Source organism: Pseudomonas sp. RA_15y_Pfl2_54, from assembly GCF_963971015.1.
Taxonomy (GTDB): Bacteria; Pseudomonadota; Gammaproteobacteria; order Pseudomonadales; family Pseudomonadaceae; genus Aquipseudomonas; species Aquipseudomonas baetica_A.
The window spans coordinates 65633-81362 of the sequence record NZ_CAXAPN010000037.1 but is presented as its reverse complement, the minus strand read 5'-3'; the positions used below and the strand labels follow the sequence as shown (position 1 = coordinate 81362).

General features: G+C 58.3%; 17 protein-coding genes and 1 pseudogene. 8 read left to right on the top strand and 10 right to left on the bottom strand.

The annotated features are described in order from the left end of the window. Positions 1-109: 109 nt before the first annotated feature. From AACY50_RS24085 to AACY50_RS24070, 4 genes and pseudogenes are all read right to left on the bottom strand, one after another. Positions 110-892 (bottom strand): annotated as a pseudogene (locus tag AACY50_RS24085) (AraC family transcriptional regulator); the annotation flags it as partial. A 240-nt stretch (positions 893-1132) separates the two neighbouring features. Continuing rightward, the gene (locus AACY50_RS24080; protein ID WP_221729593.1) at positions 1133-1612 is read right to left on the bottom strand and encodes a YbaK/prolyl-tRNA synthetase associated domain-containing protein; all 480 of its coding nucleotides are present in this window, start codon (positions 1610-1612) and stop codon (positions 1133-1135) included. Between the two features lie 16 nt (positions 1613-1628). Next, positions 1629-2387: a sulfite exporter TauE/SafE family protein gene (locus tag AACY50_RS24075; protein ID WP_339539258.1), complete on the bottom strand. Its 759-nt coding sequence runs from the start codon at positions 2385-2387 to the stop codon at positions 1629-1631. Between the two features lie 3 nt (positions 2388-2390). Further along, positions 2391-3476, bottom strand: coding sequence for a TauD/TfdA family dioxygenase (locus AACY50_RS24070; RefSeq protein ID WP_339539257.1), 1086 nt, complete (start codon positions 3474-3476; stop codon positions 2391-2393). A 109-nt stretch (positions 3477-3585) separates the two neighbouring features. Here AACY50_RS24070 and AACY50_RS24065 point away from each other — a divergent pair, with 109 nt between their 5' ends. Further along, entirely contained in the window at positions 3586-4518 is a 933-nt protein-coding gene (locus AACY50_RS24065) for a LysR family transcriptional regulator (protein WP_339465951.1), read from the top strand. Positions 4519-4930: 412 nt separating this feature from the next. Here AACY50_RS24065 and AACY50_RS24060 read toward each other — a convergent pair whose 3' ends face one another. Both AACY50_RS24060 and AACY50_RS24055 read right to left on the bottom strand, forming a co-directional pair. Further along, positions 4931-6037 carry a DNA alkylation repair protein gene (locus AACY50_RS24060; RefSeq protein ID WP_339539256.1) on the bottom strand — a complete coding sequence of 369 codons (1107 nt, stop codon included), beginning with the start codon at positions 6035-6037 and terminating at the stop codon, positions 4931-4933. 2 nt (positions 6038-6039) lie between these two features. After that, positions 6040-6645, bottom strand: coding sequence for a glutathione S-transferase (locus tag AACY50_RS24055; RefSeq protein ID WP_339539255.1), 606 nt, complete (start codon positions 6643-6645; stop codon positions 6040-6042). Between the two features lie 505 nt (positions 6646-7150). Between AACY50_RS24055 and AACY50_RS24050 the strand changes: the two genes are divergently transcribed. From AACY50_RS24050 to AACY50_RS24040, 3 genes are all read left to right on the top strand, one after another. Beyond that, the gene (locus tag AACY50_RS24050; protein WP_221729599.1) at positions 7151-7555 is read left to right on the top strand and encodes a TraR/DksA family transcriptional regulator; all 405 of its coding nucleotides are present in this window, start codon (positions 7151-7153) and stop codon (positions 7553-7555) included. A 217-nt stretch (positions 7556-7772) separates the two neighbouring features. Then, positions 7773-9377, top strand: coding sequence for a methyl-accepting chemotaxis protein (locus tag AACY50_RS24045; protein ID WP_339433105.1), 1605 nt, complete (start codon positions 7773-7775; stop codon positions 9375-9377). Between the two features lie 113 nt (positions 9378-9490). After that, positions 9491-9694 carry a hypothetical protein gene (locus tag AACY50_RS24040; protein ID WP_339433106.1) on the top strand — a complete coding sequence of 68 codons (204 nt, stop codon included), beginning with the start codon at positions 9491-9493 and terminating at the stop codon, positions 9692-9694. Between the two features lie 6 nt (positions 9695-9700). On the opposite strand, the gene AACY50_RS24035 is transcribed toward AACY50_RS24040, so the two are convergent. Further along, complete coding sequence (locus tag AACY50_RS24035) at positions 9701-9937, bottom strand: DUF2789 domain-containing protein (protein ID WP_339433107.1); 237 nt, start codon at positions 9935-9937, stop codon at positions 9701-9703. Between the two features lie 49 nt (positions 9938-9986). Continuing rightward, positions 9987-10202 carry a hypothetical protein gene (locus AACY50_RS24030; protein ID WP_339433175.1) on the bottom strand — a complete coding sequence of 72 codons (216 nt, stop codon included), beginning with the start codon at positions 10200-10202 and terminating at the stop codon, positions 9987-9989. A gap of 484 nt (positions 10203-10686) precedes the next feature. On the opposite strand from AACY50_RS24030, the gene AACY50_RS24025 reads away from it, so the two are divergent. From AACY50_RS24025 to AACY50_RS24015, 3 genes are all read left to right on the top strand, one after another. After that, a complete protein-coding gene (locus AACY50_RS24025) occupies positions 10687-11136 on the top strand; it encodes a hypothetical protein (RefSeq protein ID WP_445261500.1) in 450 nt (149 codons plus the stop codon). 8 nt (positions 11137-11144) lie between these two features. Then, positions 11145-11336 (top strand): hypothetical protein, encoded by a 192-nt coding sequence (locus AACY50_RS24020; protein WP_339539261.1) that lies wholly within the window; start codon positions 11145-11147, stop codon positions 11334-11336. A gap of 134 nt (positions 11337-11470) precedes the next feature. Then, positions 11471-12487, top strand: a complete 1017-nt coding sequence (locus AACY50_RS24015) for an ABC transporter substrate-binding protein (protein ID WP_221729605.1) — start codon at positions 11471-11473, stop codon at positions 12485-12487. An 88-nt stretch (positions 12488-12575) separates the two neighbouring features. On the opposite strand, the gene AACY50_RS24010 is transcribed toward AACY50_RS24015, so the two are convergent. Then, positions 12576-14708 carry a TonB-dependent receptor gene (locus AACY50_RS24010; protein ID WP_339539254.1) on the bottom strand — a complete coding sequence of 711 codons (2133 nt, stop codon included), beginning with the start codon at positions 14706-14708 and terminating at the stop codon, positions 12576-12578. Positions 14709-14800: 92 nt separating this feature from the next. After that, positions 14801-15187: a DUF2946 domain-containing protein gene (locus AACY50_RS24005; protein ID WP_339433111.1), complete on the bottom strand. Its 387-nt coding sequence runs from the start codon at positions 15185-15187 to the stop codon at positions 14801-14803. 93 nt (positions 15188-15280) lie between these two features. On the opposite strand from AACY50_RS24005, the gene AACY50_RS24000 reads away from it, so the two are divergent. Further along, positions 15281-15721 (top strand): DUF3995 domain-containing protein, encoded by a 441-nt coding sequence (locus tag AACY50_RS24000; protein WP_339433112.1) that lies wholly within the window; start codon positions 15281-15283, stop codon positions 15719-15721. Positions 15722-15730: the final 9 nt, after the last annotated feature.

Sequence of the window (15730 nt, the reverse complement as noted above, 5' to 3'; positions counted from 1 at the left end):
AGCAGCATCTTAAGTAATGCGGCTCTGCGTTCAGGTGAATAGTACGGCACGACCAGTCTCTTTCCGCCCCCGATATGCTTTTTTTGGAAAAACCGGAGAGGCGACAACTATCCTGACACCGGGGGCCACTGGCAGGCAGCCAATCGCGGTAGATCGGATAGATCGATTCGCCGATGTGGTCCGGCGACCCCACGTGCCGCACTACGACGCAGCGACCACCAGCGATGACCCGCTCGCGCACGCCGAACGCGTTCGGTTTCACCGCCTCGTGAATCTCGCCGCAAATGGCGAAGCGGAATGCTTCTGCTGGCGTGGTGTCTGGGTTGCCGTAGGGAATGCCAAAGCTGCGACTCGATGCCACCGGCGACTGCCCGCTCTGCATGCGCCACTCGATGAACCTGCTCACGCTCTCATTGACGAGCCCGGGGGAGCCGCAATGTTCAAGCGCTGCGACCCGGACGTTGGGGAATTCCACGATTCTTACTTGCATGATGATCGTCCTGGAAAAGTGAGGGATGGCGAACACCGCATGCCAGACCTGCCAGTTCGGAGCCTTCCTGAACGCACTCGGCGTCATGCCGACCGCTCGCTTGAACGCCCTGCAAAATGCCTCGGGACTGTCGAAACCGGCACCGAGTGCCGCCTCCAGTACCGAGTGATCCGCTACGGCGGCCAAGCGATGGGCGGCGCGTCGTAGCCGCATCAGTTGCACATAACGTGAAACCGGCACGCCGACGAACGCGGTGAATTGGCGATGGAAGTGAAACGTCGAAAAATTCGCCACATGGCTCAACGTCTTCACCGACAGATCACCTTCGAGATTCTCATCAATGTAGGCGAGTACGGCGTTGAAGCGCTTTGTGTAAGCGACGTTGATCGGCGTGTCGGGCACTGGGACAAGCTCCTGGAAGTACGGTCGGCAATAGAGTCGACCATAACGACGGGAGCATGCCTAGCCGGGTTTGCTCAACGCGGGTTTTGGGTTGGAACATCCCTGGATGAGTGAGCGCCCCTTTCACCCCCGCAACGTCTCCCATTGAGCGCGCGTAAGTGATTTTTTTAGGTCTATTTTTTAAGCAATATGAAAATAAATCCGTCCCCTTTTTTTGTGGCACATGTGAAAAACGTTTGCTCAGGCCTGGCTGATATCCAGCAATCGAGGCATGGCAATCGCCAGATAATCCTGCGTATCGAGCACCATCGACGCATCCAGCCGCCCCGCGTTGAAGGCTATTTCAGCGTAGCCTTTAGTCAAGGCTGGATCGACGATCAATTGAATTCGCTCATCGAAGACAAAAGGAGGGATGGCGCCGATCCGGCACCCGGTCAGTTCCATGGCCGTTTCGGCCTTCACTAACTCGGCTTTTTTGCCGCCCAGGGCCGCTCCGACTTTCTTCATGTCCAGCTTCTGGTCGCCCGGCAGGATCACCAGTGCATAGGGGCCGGCCTGCCCCTTGAGGGAGCAAAGCATGGCCTTCGCGCCTTGGCCGGGCTCGGTGCCACGGATTTCGGCGACGCGCGCCGACTGGCCCTCGGCATCGTGCATCAACACCCGGTAGGAGGCTGAGCGGGCATCGAGCAGTGCCACGAGGCGATCGAACATGGGATGCATGCGGTTTTCCTCTGGTTTACAGGAACAGGTCGTAGGACAGTTTGCTGATCAGAATCACCAGCAACACCAAGAAGAGAGCCCGGACAAAGGGCACGCCTTTATGAACCGCCAACCAGGTGCCGGTGAGTGCGCCCAGGATGTTGAATGCCGCCATGGGGATTGCGATCAGGTAGAGCACGTTACCCGTCGGAATGAAGAACATCAGTGCCGCTACGTTGGTCGCGATGTTCACCAGCTTGGCTGATGCCGAGGCATGGAGAAAGTCGAAGGCGAAGCAGCGGATAAACAGGAAGATCAGGAAGCTGCCAGTGCCGGGACCGAACAGACCATCGTAGAAACCGATGGCGCCGCCGATGACGATCGCCAGCAGTTTTTCCTTGGTACCGATGCGCATGGGTTTGTGCAGGGCGCCGAAATCTTTTTTCCAGAAGGTGTAGATCGCCATCAGTACGATCAACACCAGCACCGCCGGCCGGACCATCGACTGGGGTACGAACGACACCGTGGCGGCTCCGAAGAAGGCCATGACAAAAGCCGCGCAGGCGGCGGGGATCACAAGGCCCCAGTCGATTACCACCTTGCGCACGAAGGACCGGGCCGCGAATGCGGTGCCGCAGGCGGCCGCGACCTTATTGGTACCCAGCAGCGCCGCCGGTTGAGCGGTGGGTAGCACGTTGAATAACGCCGGAATCTGGATCAGTCCGCCGCCGCCCACCGCCGCATCGATCAGACCGGCGGCGAAGGCGAACACGCAAAGGATGACAATATCGACCATGAATCAGGCTCTTACGATGTAGGGTTGATGAGGGTTCAGCGGCACCACGCGTGCCGGATCATTGACCCCGAAGACTCGCAACATCCAGCGATCACGGCCGTCGTAGCGGGGGGTGAAACCATCCCGGGCATGCAGGGTTTGCTGGTTCTTGAAGATCAGCATGTCGCCTGGTTGCAGCAGTATGTGGTGCACGACATCGGGATGATTGGCGGCGGCGGCGAACAGTTGGAGGGCAAACTTCGCATTGGCGCAGGTCGTTTCGACACTCGCTTTGTTGTAGCGGCAATACAGGCCATCGGTTGCGCTTCTGTACAGCAAGGGGACGTTTTCCAGCACATTCCCCTGTTTGCCGAAAGAAGCCGGCCGGCGAACGGTGAATTTCGGCCGTGACAATTCTTCTTCGACCCAGGTCGGCAGAATGGCCAGCACCTCGTCAATGGCGACGATGCGCGTCGGCACGTCGAGCTCGCAGCGCAGGCCGGTCAGGGACAGGTACTCCGGACAGGCCGACAACTGCGAGACGGGTTCGCAGGTCAAAGGCAGGTGTGGGTTGTCGACATGCATGCCCAGATCCGCGCGCGAGCCATAGGAGCTCTTTTCGGTCTCTCGCTTTTGCTTGGGCGAAACGTGACGGAACACGGTGTCGTGGCTTTCACCCTCGTACGCCAGCGGACGGGTTTGCAGAATTTGCAGCACGGACAAAATAGCCGAGGCCAGAGTCGACACGTTCTCGATACCCGGCTCCAGGTCGTAGGGCGTGGCGGGCAGTTGCGGGTCCAGCGGCAGCCCCCTGAGGATCATCGCCACGTCTCGGGCCTGTGGAAAATTGCGTAGCTGCTGGATTTTCTCGGTGCACAAGACTCTTTCCAGCAACTGCCCCAGGACCGGCATGTGACGGATACCCGAGGCGCTATCGGTCACGTCCAGCGATGCCAGACCGGTCTGAAGTGTGCGTTGTTCTTCGAGCGACAGATGAATTTGCGGTATCTCGCGTCGAATCGAAGTCACTGATTTTTTTTCCAGCCATTCATGAATGACTTCATCAACACAAGCTGCAGCTTTCCCGATTTCTTTATCCAGCTTCGACACGTCCTTGCGCTCCTGTTTGCCCCATCCTTGTAAGTTGAACGGGAAGGTTAACGGAAGGGCCTTTTTTGTGTTGCAATGCCGCGTTGTGAAAAATGCAATGAGGTGGAGAGTGGCATTGAATATGTTGGGGGAACTTGAAGCCTTCGCGACCGTGGCTCGCAAGCGCAGCTTCGTCGCCGCGGCACGGACCCTGGGACGTTCCCCCAGCGCTCTGACCCGGGCCGTTCAGGCCCTGGAGGAAAGTGTGGGGCTCAAGTTGTTCAATCGCTCGTCCAATGCCGTGAGCTTGACCGAAGCGGGTGAATGCTTATTGCCCCACGCGTACAAAATGCTCGATCTGCAACGTGAGGTGGATGAAGACCTGGCCGGTCTCAGCGGCCTGGCCTCCGGCTGGATCCGTTTTTCCGCCCCCGAGTTGCTCGGAAACGGGGTATTGCCCCGGTTGATCGCGCAATACTGTGAGCGTTATCCAGACGTAAACATCGATGTGATTTTCACCGATGAGATCATCGACCCGGGCAAGAGCAAGCTGGACTTCTCGATTCGCGGCGCGTTTCCACAATCCAGCGAATTGATCGGCTTTGCGCTCTGGCGTTACTCACGTTATCTGTATGCCAGCCCCTACTACCTGGAGCGCAACGGCATGCCCGACTCCATCGAGGCACTGGAATCGCATTCGCTGATCCTGCACACGGCGCCACGGATTCTCAAGGAGTGGAATTTTCGCAGTGAGGAGCAGGCCATCAGCTTTCGGGTTCATCCCAAATTTCGTTTCAGCTCCGGTCTGGCGGTATTCCAGGCAGCCCTGGCGGGCGTCGGGATCGCCCGCCTGGCGGATTGGATGGCGGAGCCCGAAGTGGAAGCGGGGCGCCTGCTGCGGGTTTGTCCCGAGTACAAGCTCACCTCCAGCAGCGGTGAGAGCCCACAGATGCACGCGGTGTACCCGCCCGGAAATTTGCCGCTGCGGGTGAAGGCATTGATGGAGATGATCCGTGGCTTAGGTGAAAGCCTCGAATGTAAACGCGGCGCAGCGCTGATATGAGGTTACGGGTCGTTCAGCCCTGTCCGCTCACTCTGCCGTTGATCAGAAACCCACCCTGGGCTAACGCAGACGAGCATCGACAAGATGCTGAGCCGAGGATTTTGTATTAGGGCTTCATTGGCGCAGTGGTGACTATCGACGCCAGCAATGGGTGAAGCGCAGGAAGACGCCGCGCCCATGTCAGTGCAGCCCCTGACGGCGCGCAATTGTCCAAACACCCAGGCCCCCTGCGGGGTGCGAGCCGGCTCGCGATGGCGTCGTGTCAGCCAACATCAATGGAAGCGCTGGCCTCATCGCGGGCACACTGGATTCTTGATGTTTACCGGACCACATCATGAGCGCCTGGCCGATATCTGCCCGTCATTTCAAACCTGTTCAACCTTTGTCAGATCCACTGAATCCTTTTGAGGCTTCATCCCGCGATGATGTTGAACGCGGTAGTTGCCAACACCTCCCCATTAACCATCACCCGAACCGCATGTACCCCAGCGAAATGCTTGCGCGTCGTAAAATCCTTCATCACCTGTCTGCGCCCCACAACCACACTCTCAAACCCCGCCAATACCAACGTCTTCAACTTAAAAACCTTAGCCGAAACCCCGCCATTCGCCTTCACATAGTCAATCGCATAATCAATCACCAACCGCTGCTCTTCCAGCACCGTGGACTTCACCGTAAACGACAACGTAATCGCTTCCCCCAGCCGCACTACTGCCGGCTCGATCTTCACATCCAGCAACTCAACCTCAGGCTTCGCACCCGCACCAATCACTGTCAGCGCCCGCAAATTCCCCTGCTTGATCAAGCTGCGCAACGCATGCTTGGCAATCCACGCCGTGTGTTTGTTTGCCAGTGACCACCCTTCAATCACATCCAGCACCCACTCTGGATGTTCCTTGGTCACGTCATTCAAGTGATTCGCCACGGATTTGCGCACGTACAAGCTCTCATCCGCCTTCAACCGGTCCAGTATCCCGGCGGCCAATTGCGGATCAGCCTGCACCGTTTCCAGCCTGAACGACCATGGCAGGCGCGGGCGGCTGCCTTCGCTGGCGAGGCGGCGGACGTGGTGGTTTTCGCTCTGGGTCCAGTCGTGCATCAGTTCCAGCGTGCGCTCCAGGTCGCTGCGCAGAAAGTGGCGGATGGCGAATTCGGAGGAGCCGAAGGTGGTGAAGTACTTAAGGGCCTCCATGGAGGTATCGAATGCGTGAGCGCCGTAGCTGGCGACGTAATGCGGCAGGCACATGCTGACGAATCCGCTGTTCAGCCGTGGGGCGAGTTCGCGCAGGACCTGGAGGGAATCTTCGTAGTCCAGTGGCAGCACGGTGTGCAGGCTTTCGCTGACGCGGGCCATGCGTTGCATGACGGACAGGTCTGCGAGTCCGTCGCTGGCTTGCTTGAGAAAAGCTTTGGTTTTGAACGCTGGGTACACGGCGCTCATTTCGGTGGCAATGTGTTTCAAACGTTCGGCGTTGAAGATTTCCTTGAGGGCCGGCGCAGCATTTTCAGTTGCACTCATGATCAGTTCATCGGCGAGCTGACGAACGCTTCAAGCGTTTCAGCGTAGGCGGTGTATTGGGCGATATGGCGATAGCGCGCAACATCAATCTGGTCCGGCACGACAAGATCAGTGAAACTCCAGGCGACGGCGAGGCTGATGCCGGCCTGGGTCAGAGTGCCGTCGGTGGGCAGGCCGTGTTTTTCGAGTTCGTGTTCCAGGGCAGTGAAGGCAGCGGCGAGTTGGCCTTCGACGCGTTCGACCCATGGTTGGTACTGGATTTCGGCTGGGCGCAGGTTGCGTTCGTAATAGAGTTGCACGGCTTTTTCGCAGGCGGCGAGGCTGAGACCGATCAGGCGCAGGGCGTGGGCGCGTTGCTTGAGTTCGGAGGGCAGCAGGCTTTTGCCGGCGGCGGTTTCGAGGTAGTCGAGGATGAGGGTCGAGTCCATGAGGACGACGCCGTCGTCGAGGATCAGGGTGGGGGCCTTGACCACCGGGTTGATCTGCTGGAATCGCTCGAAGTGTCGGAACACCGAGACTGACTCGTGTTCGAGGTCGATCCCCAGGCGTTTGGCGCTGATCGCCACGCGGCGCACGTAGGGGGAGTCGAGCATACCGATCAATTTCATGACGCGTTCCTTCAAGTCGAACCGGTGAGGTAGGCATAACCTAGCTGAGCCTGAGGGAAATGTCAGGTGTCGAAAACGGCTTGTTCGTGAATTCAGTCGACATTCAATTGCGGCGCAACGGTGGCGGTCGGCAAACCCTTGCGAATGCTGGCTTTGCGCGGTCTCAAGGTCGCTCTGAATAAAAGCGCTGGCCTGCCGATAGCCTTTGGTCGCAGGTCGTCGATAGCCGTTTGTCTTCTATATACAGCCGCTCGACTGAATTTCTTGCTATAAACGCACTCCGATGACCGTTGTGAAGCTTGTGTGAGTGCAGATTCCGGGCGTTGTCGGACAAATTCCCTGTATTTACAGTTGCTGAGGCCTCAATCGGGCCTTAGACTGCCGCCCCTCGTAAATTGAGTGCCGGGTGGCGTTTGCAATAAACGATGCCTTTTCGTCGACCGGACACGGTTCGCCGGAACGCTCCCTAATTCGCCTTAATGCACGTTTTTTTATAGAGATATCAATGACAAAGGACAAGTTGCTGGCCATGCCGGCAGATGACTACATGAATGAAGAGCAACACGCTTTCTTCAGTGAGCTGTTGCAGAACATGAAAGTCGAAACCCATGAGCGCATTGAGCAAAACCGTATCGCTATCGAAAGCCTGGACACCCCGGCCGACCCGGCGGACGCGGCTTCGGTTGAAGAAGAGCGCACTTGGCTGGTAAACGCAATCGATCGCGACCAGCGCATGCTGCCTCAACTGGAACAAGCCCTTGAGCGTATCAAGGAAGACAGCTTTGGCTGGTGCGACGACAGCGGCGAGGCCATCGGTCTGAAACGCCTGCTGATCAGTCCGACCACCAAATACTGCATCGAAGCTCAAGAACGTCACGAGCAGATCGACAAGCACCAGCGTCAGGCCTGATTTCCCGGGCACTGCCATCGCGGGCAAGCCCGCTCCCACAAGGTTTTGCATTGAACCTGTGGGAGCGGGCTTGCCCGCGACGCTTTTTATCGTCCGCCATATTTCCCTGCCGTTCCATTGACCTGCTGCAGACCCCACGACTAACGGACCATAGATAATGGCGTTGTAGTGGCGTTTAATGCAGTCACAATAATGAGAACAAGCGTGGGGTGTTGATATGACGAGAGATGGATCTCTGGTTGGGGCTTTGCCTGCACCAGTGCTTTTGCCGAAGAACCGCTGGATCGCACCGACCTTGCAAAGCATCGCCCTGATGTTGTTGCTCGCCGGTATGACCTTGGGTGGAGGGTCGCTGTACGTCGGCATGCCGCTGGCGGTACTGATTGTCTGGCTGCCGCGCCTGCGCGTCCGAGCCGTTCCCGCTGCACTGCCTGCCGACACCGGCAGCGCCATTTCCGAACTGACCCGCGATCTTTCCTACACCACCAGCCATAACGCCTTGTCGGCAGCCGGCGTCGCGTTTTCGGTCAAGGCGTTGGCGAGCAAACTGGAATCGCAACTCGATGCAGCGGCGCGGATTGTCAGTAATGCTGAGGTGATGATCGCCACCGAGCACGCCACTTCGCAGCTCAGCCGCGAAGCGCTGGCGGCGGCCAGCGAGGCGCATCACAGCAGTGCGGCGGGGCGAACCGAATTGGTCGACTCGATTTCGCGCATGCATCAGCTCAGTCAGCGCGCCAACGCCAGCCGTGAATTGATCGAGGCCTTGAGCCTGCGCAGCGATGATATTCAGCGAGTGACGTTGGTGATTCAGTCGATTGCCAGCCAGACCAATCTGTTGGCGTTGAACGCAGCAATTGAAGCGGCGCGAGCCGGCGAGCATGGTCGCGGTTTCGCGGTCGTGGCGGATGAGGTGCGTGGGCTGGCGGCGCGCACGGCGTCGGCGACGGGCGAAGTCGGTGAGATGGTCGCGGACATTCAGCAACGTACCGCTCAGGTGGTGGAGCAGATCCGCGAACTGTCGAGTGATCTGCACACGGGCGTCGAACAGGTCGAGCACACCGGCCAGCATCTGGAAAATATCGCGCGCTTGGCGGCGGGAGTGGAAAGTCAGGTCGGTGAGATCGCACGCGGCGCAGAGACCAATCGCGAACAACTCGACAGCCTGTTCAAGGCCATTGAGCAGATGCGCAGCGATCTGGCGATCAGCGATCAACAGACCCGTCACCTCGCCGAAGCGGCAGTGCAGATGGAAGGGCAGGCGGAAACCATCAGCGAGCGTCTGGCCGAAGTCGGCCTGGATGATTATCACCAGCGTATTTATGACCTGGCGCGTGAAGGGGCGAGCCAGATTGCGGCGCGGTTCGAGGCGGACGTCGAGCAGGGGCTGATCAGTCTTGAGGATCTTTTCGACCGTCAGTATCAGGCGATTGCGAATACTCAACCGGCCAAGTATCAGACCCGATTCGACCGTTATACCGATCAGGTGCTGCCGGCGATTCAGGAGCCATTACTGCCGCGTCATGAAGGGCTGGTGTTTGCCATCGCCTGCACGCAGCAGGGTTATGTGCCGACACACAATCAGGCGTTCAGTCAGCCGTTGACCGGGGATGCACAGGTTGATGCGGTGAATAATCGCACCAAACGCAAGTTTGCCGACCGCACCGGGATACGCTGCGGCAGCCATCAGCAACCGGTGTTGCTGCAAACCTATACGCGGGACACTGGCGAGCTGATGCACGACTTGTCGGTGCCGATCATGATCAAGGGGCGGCATTGGGGCGGTTTGCGTTTGGGCTATAAGCCGGAAAGTCCGCGCTGATTGATTGTTGCGATTGATGCAATGAATCTGTGCACGGGCGTCGCTGTTTCCTGCGCAGTGAAATCATTAACATGCCGACTTGGTTAGGTTGCTAATGAAGTCGGGAGGTCTGCATGCCCTGCAGAATTGATGTCGCCGTGATGATCGGCAGTGGCGTGCCCGCCGCGTTGCGTGCGATGGGTCAAAGCGTTTGCTGGGTGGTGTTGCTTGACGGTGAGCGACGCGGCACCGCGTTTGCCAGCCGCGATGAGGCCGAGGAGTGCAGGGCTGCGTGGCTCGCGCAGTTGAAGGCCGAGCCTGGCGACAGCCTGCATTGATCAGGGTTAGTTGCCGTCGTGCAAACGTACGTTGAGCTCGTCGACCACAACGGCTTCTTCGCCGTCGTTGCGCAGCCATTCCTTGAGCAGTTGTGCTTGTGATGGCGTCCAGAAATCGGCGTCGATCAGCTTGGTTTCGGCGTCCAGTGGATGGGCTTCGATGAAATCGTCGATTGCTGTGCCTTCTGAGGGCAGTCCCAGTTGATCGAACAGGGTTTTCAGATCATAGGTCGGCAAGTCCATCGTGTACTCCTTCTGATTGGCGCCGGGATGGCGCAGTCGATCACTTCCTTTATCTGAGGCAGTCGTTGTCCAGGAGTTCGATTTGGATTTCGAGCGAGCGGGCGAGGGCGCAGGCTTCATTGTGATCTTCGCGGAAACCTCTTACGCGTCCGGTGGATTTTTCCTTGATGTGGAAAAAGGCGTTGCCCGCCGGCACCACTTGAAAGCGCGGAGCATGATCGTTTTGTGCGTGTTCCGGCAGATCGTTCATCGCGGCGACATGCATGATCAGAGTTGATTTGAGTCGGGCGTCAGCGGGCATGGCGAAGTGAGTCAGAGTGCACATGTGAAGTCCTTTTCATCAGTTGGCCGATATTTACAGGCCGTTTCGGGTAGTCGTAATGAGCATCGCTGCTCTAGAATCGCCAGTACCTGTTGACGATGGGGCTTATCTAAAGCAATTTTTCGCGAGCGATATGTCGGAAAACTGCTTTTTTTCGTGAGAATTTTCCCTAAAGTTTGTAGTCGGCGTTCTCTGGCCGACGGTAAGGATTATTCCTTCAAGCTTTGGCGACATCGGGGTGAGTTTCGCGAGTGACAATCCAGTAGTCTTACGAAACCTCGCGTTGGATGAGCGGTCTGCTCTGTTCGAGCTTTTATTAGAGTCATTTGGCGGTTCCATCGGCCTGGCCGTTTTTTCGCCGTGCGCGTTTTCCGTGTGCGGTTTTTTCAGATCTGGGGATGTTTCTTTGGCAGTCAGTAATCTCGATATGCATGCTTTGTTCGTGTTGGGTGATTTGCGTGCGAAGCTGGTCAAGCTGTTTCAGTCGCGTTTTGTTTACATCACCGAGCAAAATGCCGAAGGCATTTACGTTGCCGAAATCGACACCGACAGTGCGTTGGTGGTCGATGACAAACCGGGGCTCAAGCTCAAGGTCGGCGATCATTTCAGCGCATCGGTCCTGCCCAGCCGCGAAGGCGGCAAGATGGATATCCGCTTTCGCGAAATCAAACTGACGGTCTATGGGCTTGGCGATTACGCCTTCGTCGACACTGCCGATGGCCACGCGATCCTGTTCAAGGAAGGTCACAGCGTGGTGACCGTGTTCGCCGCCAATGAGCAATTGCAGGAAGGCCTGACCAAGACTCTGAAAGCCGTTACTGCCAAAGCCGCGAAGTGGCGCAAGGGCGAACTGGTGACGTTCAAGGCCAGCGAGTGATCGGTGGATTGAGCTGCGCCGACTTCCACGCGCAGAACCTCGAAAGCGCACGCGAAGAGGCCCGGCGTTTGTTTGCTGCCAAGGCCGAGTTGCAAGGTGCGTGGCTGGGTTGGGTGGCGTCGCAGATTTACACGTTGCGCCCGGCGGAATACGCGAGCATGGTCAGACGCGAGCTGCAAAGTTTGCAGGGAAATGTCTGAAACCTGACATCGTTCGGGGCTTGGCCCTGAAAAAGCAGGAACCTCGGCTAAAGTCAGTTGACTGAGTATTCAGAGGCTTGCGGTCTTCTGTCAGGCCATTCCGCCATTGCTGTGAACAGCACGAGGTGCAATGCATGAACGGATTTCGACGGTTATTGGCTGCCAGCGTGGCCACATTCGGTTTGCTGACGTCAGCGCAGTCGGTGATGGCGGCACCCGCGCCGATCCATTTTGCCGACCTGAACTGGGAAAGCGGCAGCCTGATCACGGATGTTCTGCGCATCATCGTCGAGAAGGGGTACGGACTGCCGACTGACACATTGCCGGGTACCACCATCACCCTGGAAACCGCGCTGGCCAACAATGACATTCAAGTGATTGGCGAAGAGTGGGCGGGGCGCAGTCCAGTGTGGGTCAAGGCTGAGGCCGAAGGTAAAGTCGTGAGCCTGGGCGATACGGTCAAGGGGGCGACCGAAGGCTGGTGGGTGCCTGAGTACGTGATCAAGGGTGATCCGGCCAAGGGCATCAAGCCGCTGGCGCCGGACTTGCGCAGTGTCAATGATCTGGCCAAATACAAAGACGTGTTCAAGGACCCGGAAAGCCCGAGCAAGGGGCGTTTCCTTAACAGCCCGATCGGCTGGACGTCTGAGGTGGTCAACAAACAGAAGCTGACGGCTTACGGCTTGCAGGATGACTACACCAATTTCCGCAGTGGCTCGGGGGCGGCGCTGGATGCTGAGATCAGCTCCTCGATTCGTCGCGGTAAACCGGTTTTGTTTTATTACTGGTCGCCGACGCCGTTGCTGGGCAAATTCAAACTGGTACAACTGCAAGAGCCGCCGTTCGATGCCGAGGCGTGGAAGACGTTGACCGATGCCGATAATCCCAATCCGAAACCGACCCGCTCACTGGCGTCGAAGCTGTCGATTGGCGTGTCTACGCCATTTCAGAAACAGTATCCGCAGATCGCCGAGTTCTTCAGCAAAGTGGATTTTCCGATTGGGCCATTGAACAAGGCATTAGCGCAAATGAGCGAGAACCACACCGCGCCGCGTCAGGCAGCGGAAGCGTTTATGAAGGCGCATCCGGATGTGTGGCAGGCCTGGTTGCCGAAGGATGTAGCGGATAAGGTCTCGGCTGATCTGAAATAAGGGTTGAGCCTGCTGGCCTCAACGCGAGCCAGTCCACTCCCACAGTGGAATGCATTCAACGGTGGGAGTGGACTGGCTCGCGAAGCTTTTAGAGTCGAGTCTGCACCGCCAATTCAAAGGTGCGCGGCGTACCCAGGTAATACGCTGGCGAAACATGCGCGAACTCGGCATACACCTCATTCGTCAAATTGCGCACCCGCCCGGTCACGGTCGTGTGCGAATCAACCTTGTAGCTGAGGAAACTGCCGAACAGCGTGTATGACGGCACGGTCATGGTGTTGGCGGTATCGGCAAACACCGAGGCTACGTATCGCGCATCGACCCCACCTTGCCATTGCGATGAAAAATCGTAGGTCATCCACAGATTGCCGACCCGGTCAGGGACATTGGTGGGTGTATTGCCTTTGCGCGATACCACCACGCCAGCGGCGTTTTTCTCAGTGAAGTCATCGTACTGCGCGTCGACCCAGGCAAAGTTGCCTTCAGCCAACAGCCGGTCGGTGATTTGCAGCGAACTGGCAATCTCAATCCCTTTCGACGTTTGCTGGCCCACTGCAATGCTGCTGGTCGGGTCCAGCGGATCGGTGACGGCGAAGTCCTTTCGTTCGATTGTGTAGGCCGCCACCGTGGCCGAACCACGGCCGTTCAGGTAGTCGAACTTGCTGCCAATCTCCCATTGCTTGCCCGTCGAGACGTCGAAATCCTGAGTGCCGTTCGGTTGCTCGGCGGCGGTGCTGTATTGCACATAAACGTTGGCCGAAGGGATGAATTGATACGTCAGGCCCGCGCGGCCGGTGACCGGCTCCCAACGGCGTTTGAGATGCTTGGGATTGGCGGCGGTCACGGCTCGGTGGTTGGTCACGTCGAGATCGATGTCGTCATAACGCAGGCCGGTGAGCAGCGACAGTTTGTCGGTCAACGCCAAACGGTTTTCCACGAACAGCGCTTTGGTGGTCACCTGGTTGGTCTTGTCGCTGATCAATTGAGGGTGGGTGCCGGGAATGTCGTAGAAGTGCCCCGGTCGATAGTGGTTCGGGTCCACTGTGCTCGCGCCTCTGATGTTGAGCGGCGAGTTGGTGGTCTGGTTGACCTTGTATTCAAAGCCGCTCGACCACGTCGTATCAAGACCAAACAGTGTGCTGTCGTGGCGCAGTTCGAACTGGTTGCCGTTCTGCTCACCCTGGTGGCGTACCTGATACGCCGTGGAGCGATTCACCGCCGTGATATCGGCGTTGTACTGGTAGGTTTCGAGGTTGCGGTAATCGCGTTGGCTGTTGAGGTGGTACAGCGTGTTGCGAAGAGTGGTGCTGTCGTTGATCCGGTAGTCGACGATCGAGCGAACCCAGATCGTTCGCTGCTCGTAGCGACCGTTCTCGACGTTGTAGTTGTTGAAGCGGTTGTGTTTATCGATCTTCAACTCGCCGGCCTTGGGATTGAGCACGGGCGTGCCCCAGTACGGACTGTCTTCGTGTTCATCCTGATATTCCAGGGCCAACGTGTGCGACAGGTCGGGTGTGAGATCGCTGAGCAGCGAGAACGCCACGCTCCAGGCATCGCGCTCCTGGCGGTCGATGTAGCCGTTGCTGGTGTTGTGACTGACGTCGAGGCGCGCGTAGTGCTGCACGTCGGCGCTCGGGTCGGTCAGGGCGTGGTTGAGGCCGAACGCGGTTTCGGTGGTGTCATAGCGGCCGTAACTGACTCTGCCTTCAACCGCTTGTTCATCGCGGGTCGCCAGTTTGGTCACGTAGTTCAGCGAGCCGCCCACCGAACCTGCGCCGTTGACCAATGAAGACGGGCCGCCGAGTAACTCCACTCGATCATAAATCCACGCATCCACCGGCCGGGCGAGGCCGCCTGAGACGTTGATGCCGTTGAACATCTGGGTGATCTGGCTGCTGGTGAAGCCGCGATAGGAAATGAAACCGCCGAAACCCGGCGGTGCGCTGGCGTTGACGCCGGGCAGGGTGTTGGCGGCGTCCTGGAAGTTCTGCGCGCCATGGCGTTCGATGTCGTTGCGATTGGCGATGGCCACCGAGGCGGGCGTGTCGCGCACGCTCAAGCCAAGGCGCGAAGCCATGCCGCTGGATTGGTCGAGGCTCAGGCCCGGTTCGGTGCCGGCCTCGCCATCGATGGTGATCGGCGCCAGATCCACGGTGGATTGCGCCCAGGCGTTAACGGACAGGCAGCCGCACAGGCTCGCCAGCAGAGTGAGTTGTTTCATCAAAGAATCCTGAATACTTGTCTAGGAATCAGCGCACAGGCAAACGCCGCGCGTTGGCGCAGTAGGCTGAACAATCAAAAAGGCAAGGGCACTCAGGCGAGCGGCGGGGCGCGTGGGTTGGCCGAGGGCCAGGTGAAGCGGGCAGGGAGGTCGGCGCTGACAATCGGGGCCAGCGGCGGGCTGTGTTGTTCGGGGAGGACTGCCAGGGTCAGGCTGGAGTTGAACGCCGGGCCCATGCCGCCGGTGGAGCACAACGGGCAACCGAAAGCTTTGGACAGGGTCGGCAGTTTTTCTTCGGTGGGATTGGATGCCAGCGGCGCTTGCGTCGTCGGGTCCACCGTACAGAACTGGCCGCCAATGCCGTTGAGCTGCATTGCGACCATTTGTCCGTGACCGATGCTGCACGCGAACACGTTGAACAGGACGCAGCAATAAAGCATCCAGGCCAGCAGTGAGCGATCGGTATTGGAGAATTTCATGGGGCGGCACTTTACCGTACCGCCGATCGGTCGTGCACTTGAAAAAAATGCGACTAGGATCATTTGTTCAAATCCCTTTCAAGGATTTCAATCATGACGTTTGTGTTGGCTCAATGGATGGCGGCCACTTTTGCGGTGATCGCCCTGGTGCATGTGTATTGGGCGTTGGGTGGGCAATGGGCGGCGGTGGCGGCGGTACCGCAAATTCCGGTGGACGGTTTTGTCGCGACGGTGCGGCCGGCGTTCAAACCGTCGGGCTGGATCACATTGGTGGTGGCGGCCGGGTTATTGCTGATTGCTGCACTGGTGTGTCTGCGGGTTGGCTGGGGCTTCCCGGCGGTGAATCACAAGGCATTGCAATGGGTGATCAGCGCGATTGCGCTGTTGATGTTCGCCCGAGCCATTGGCGATTCGAATCTGGTGGGGTTTTTCAAGGAAGTGAAGGGCTCGCGATTTGCGCGGCTGGATACCTGGGTGTATTCGCCGTTGTGTCTGGTATTGGGGGCGGGGTTGTTGGCGGTGGCGTGGGTTTGAGGCTGAGCG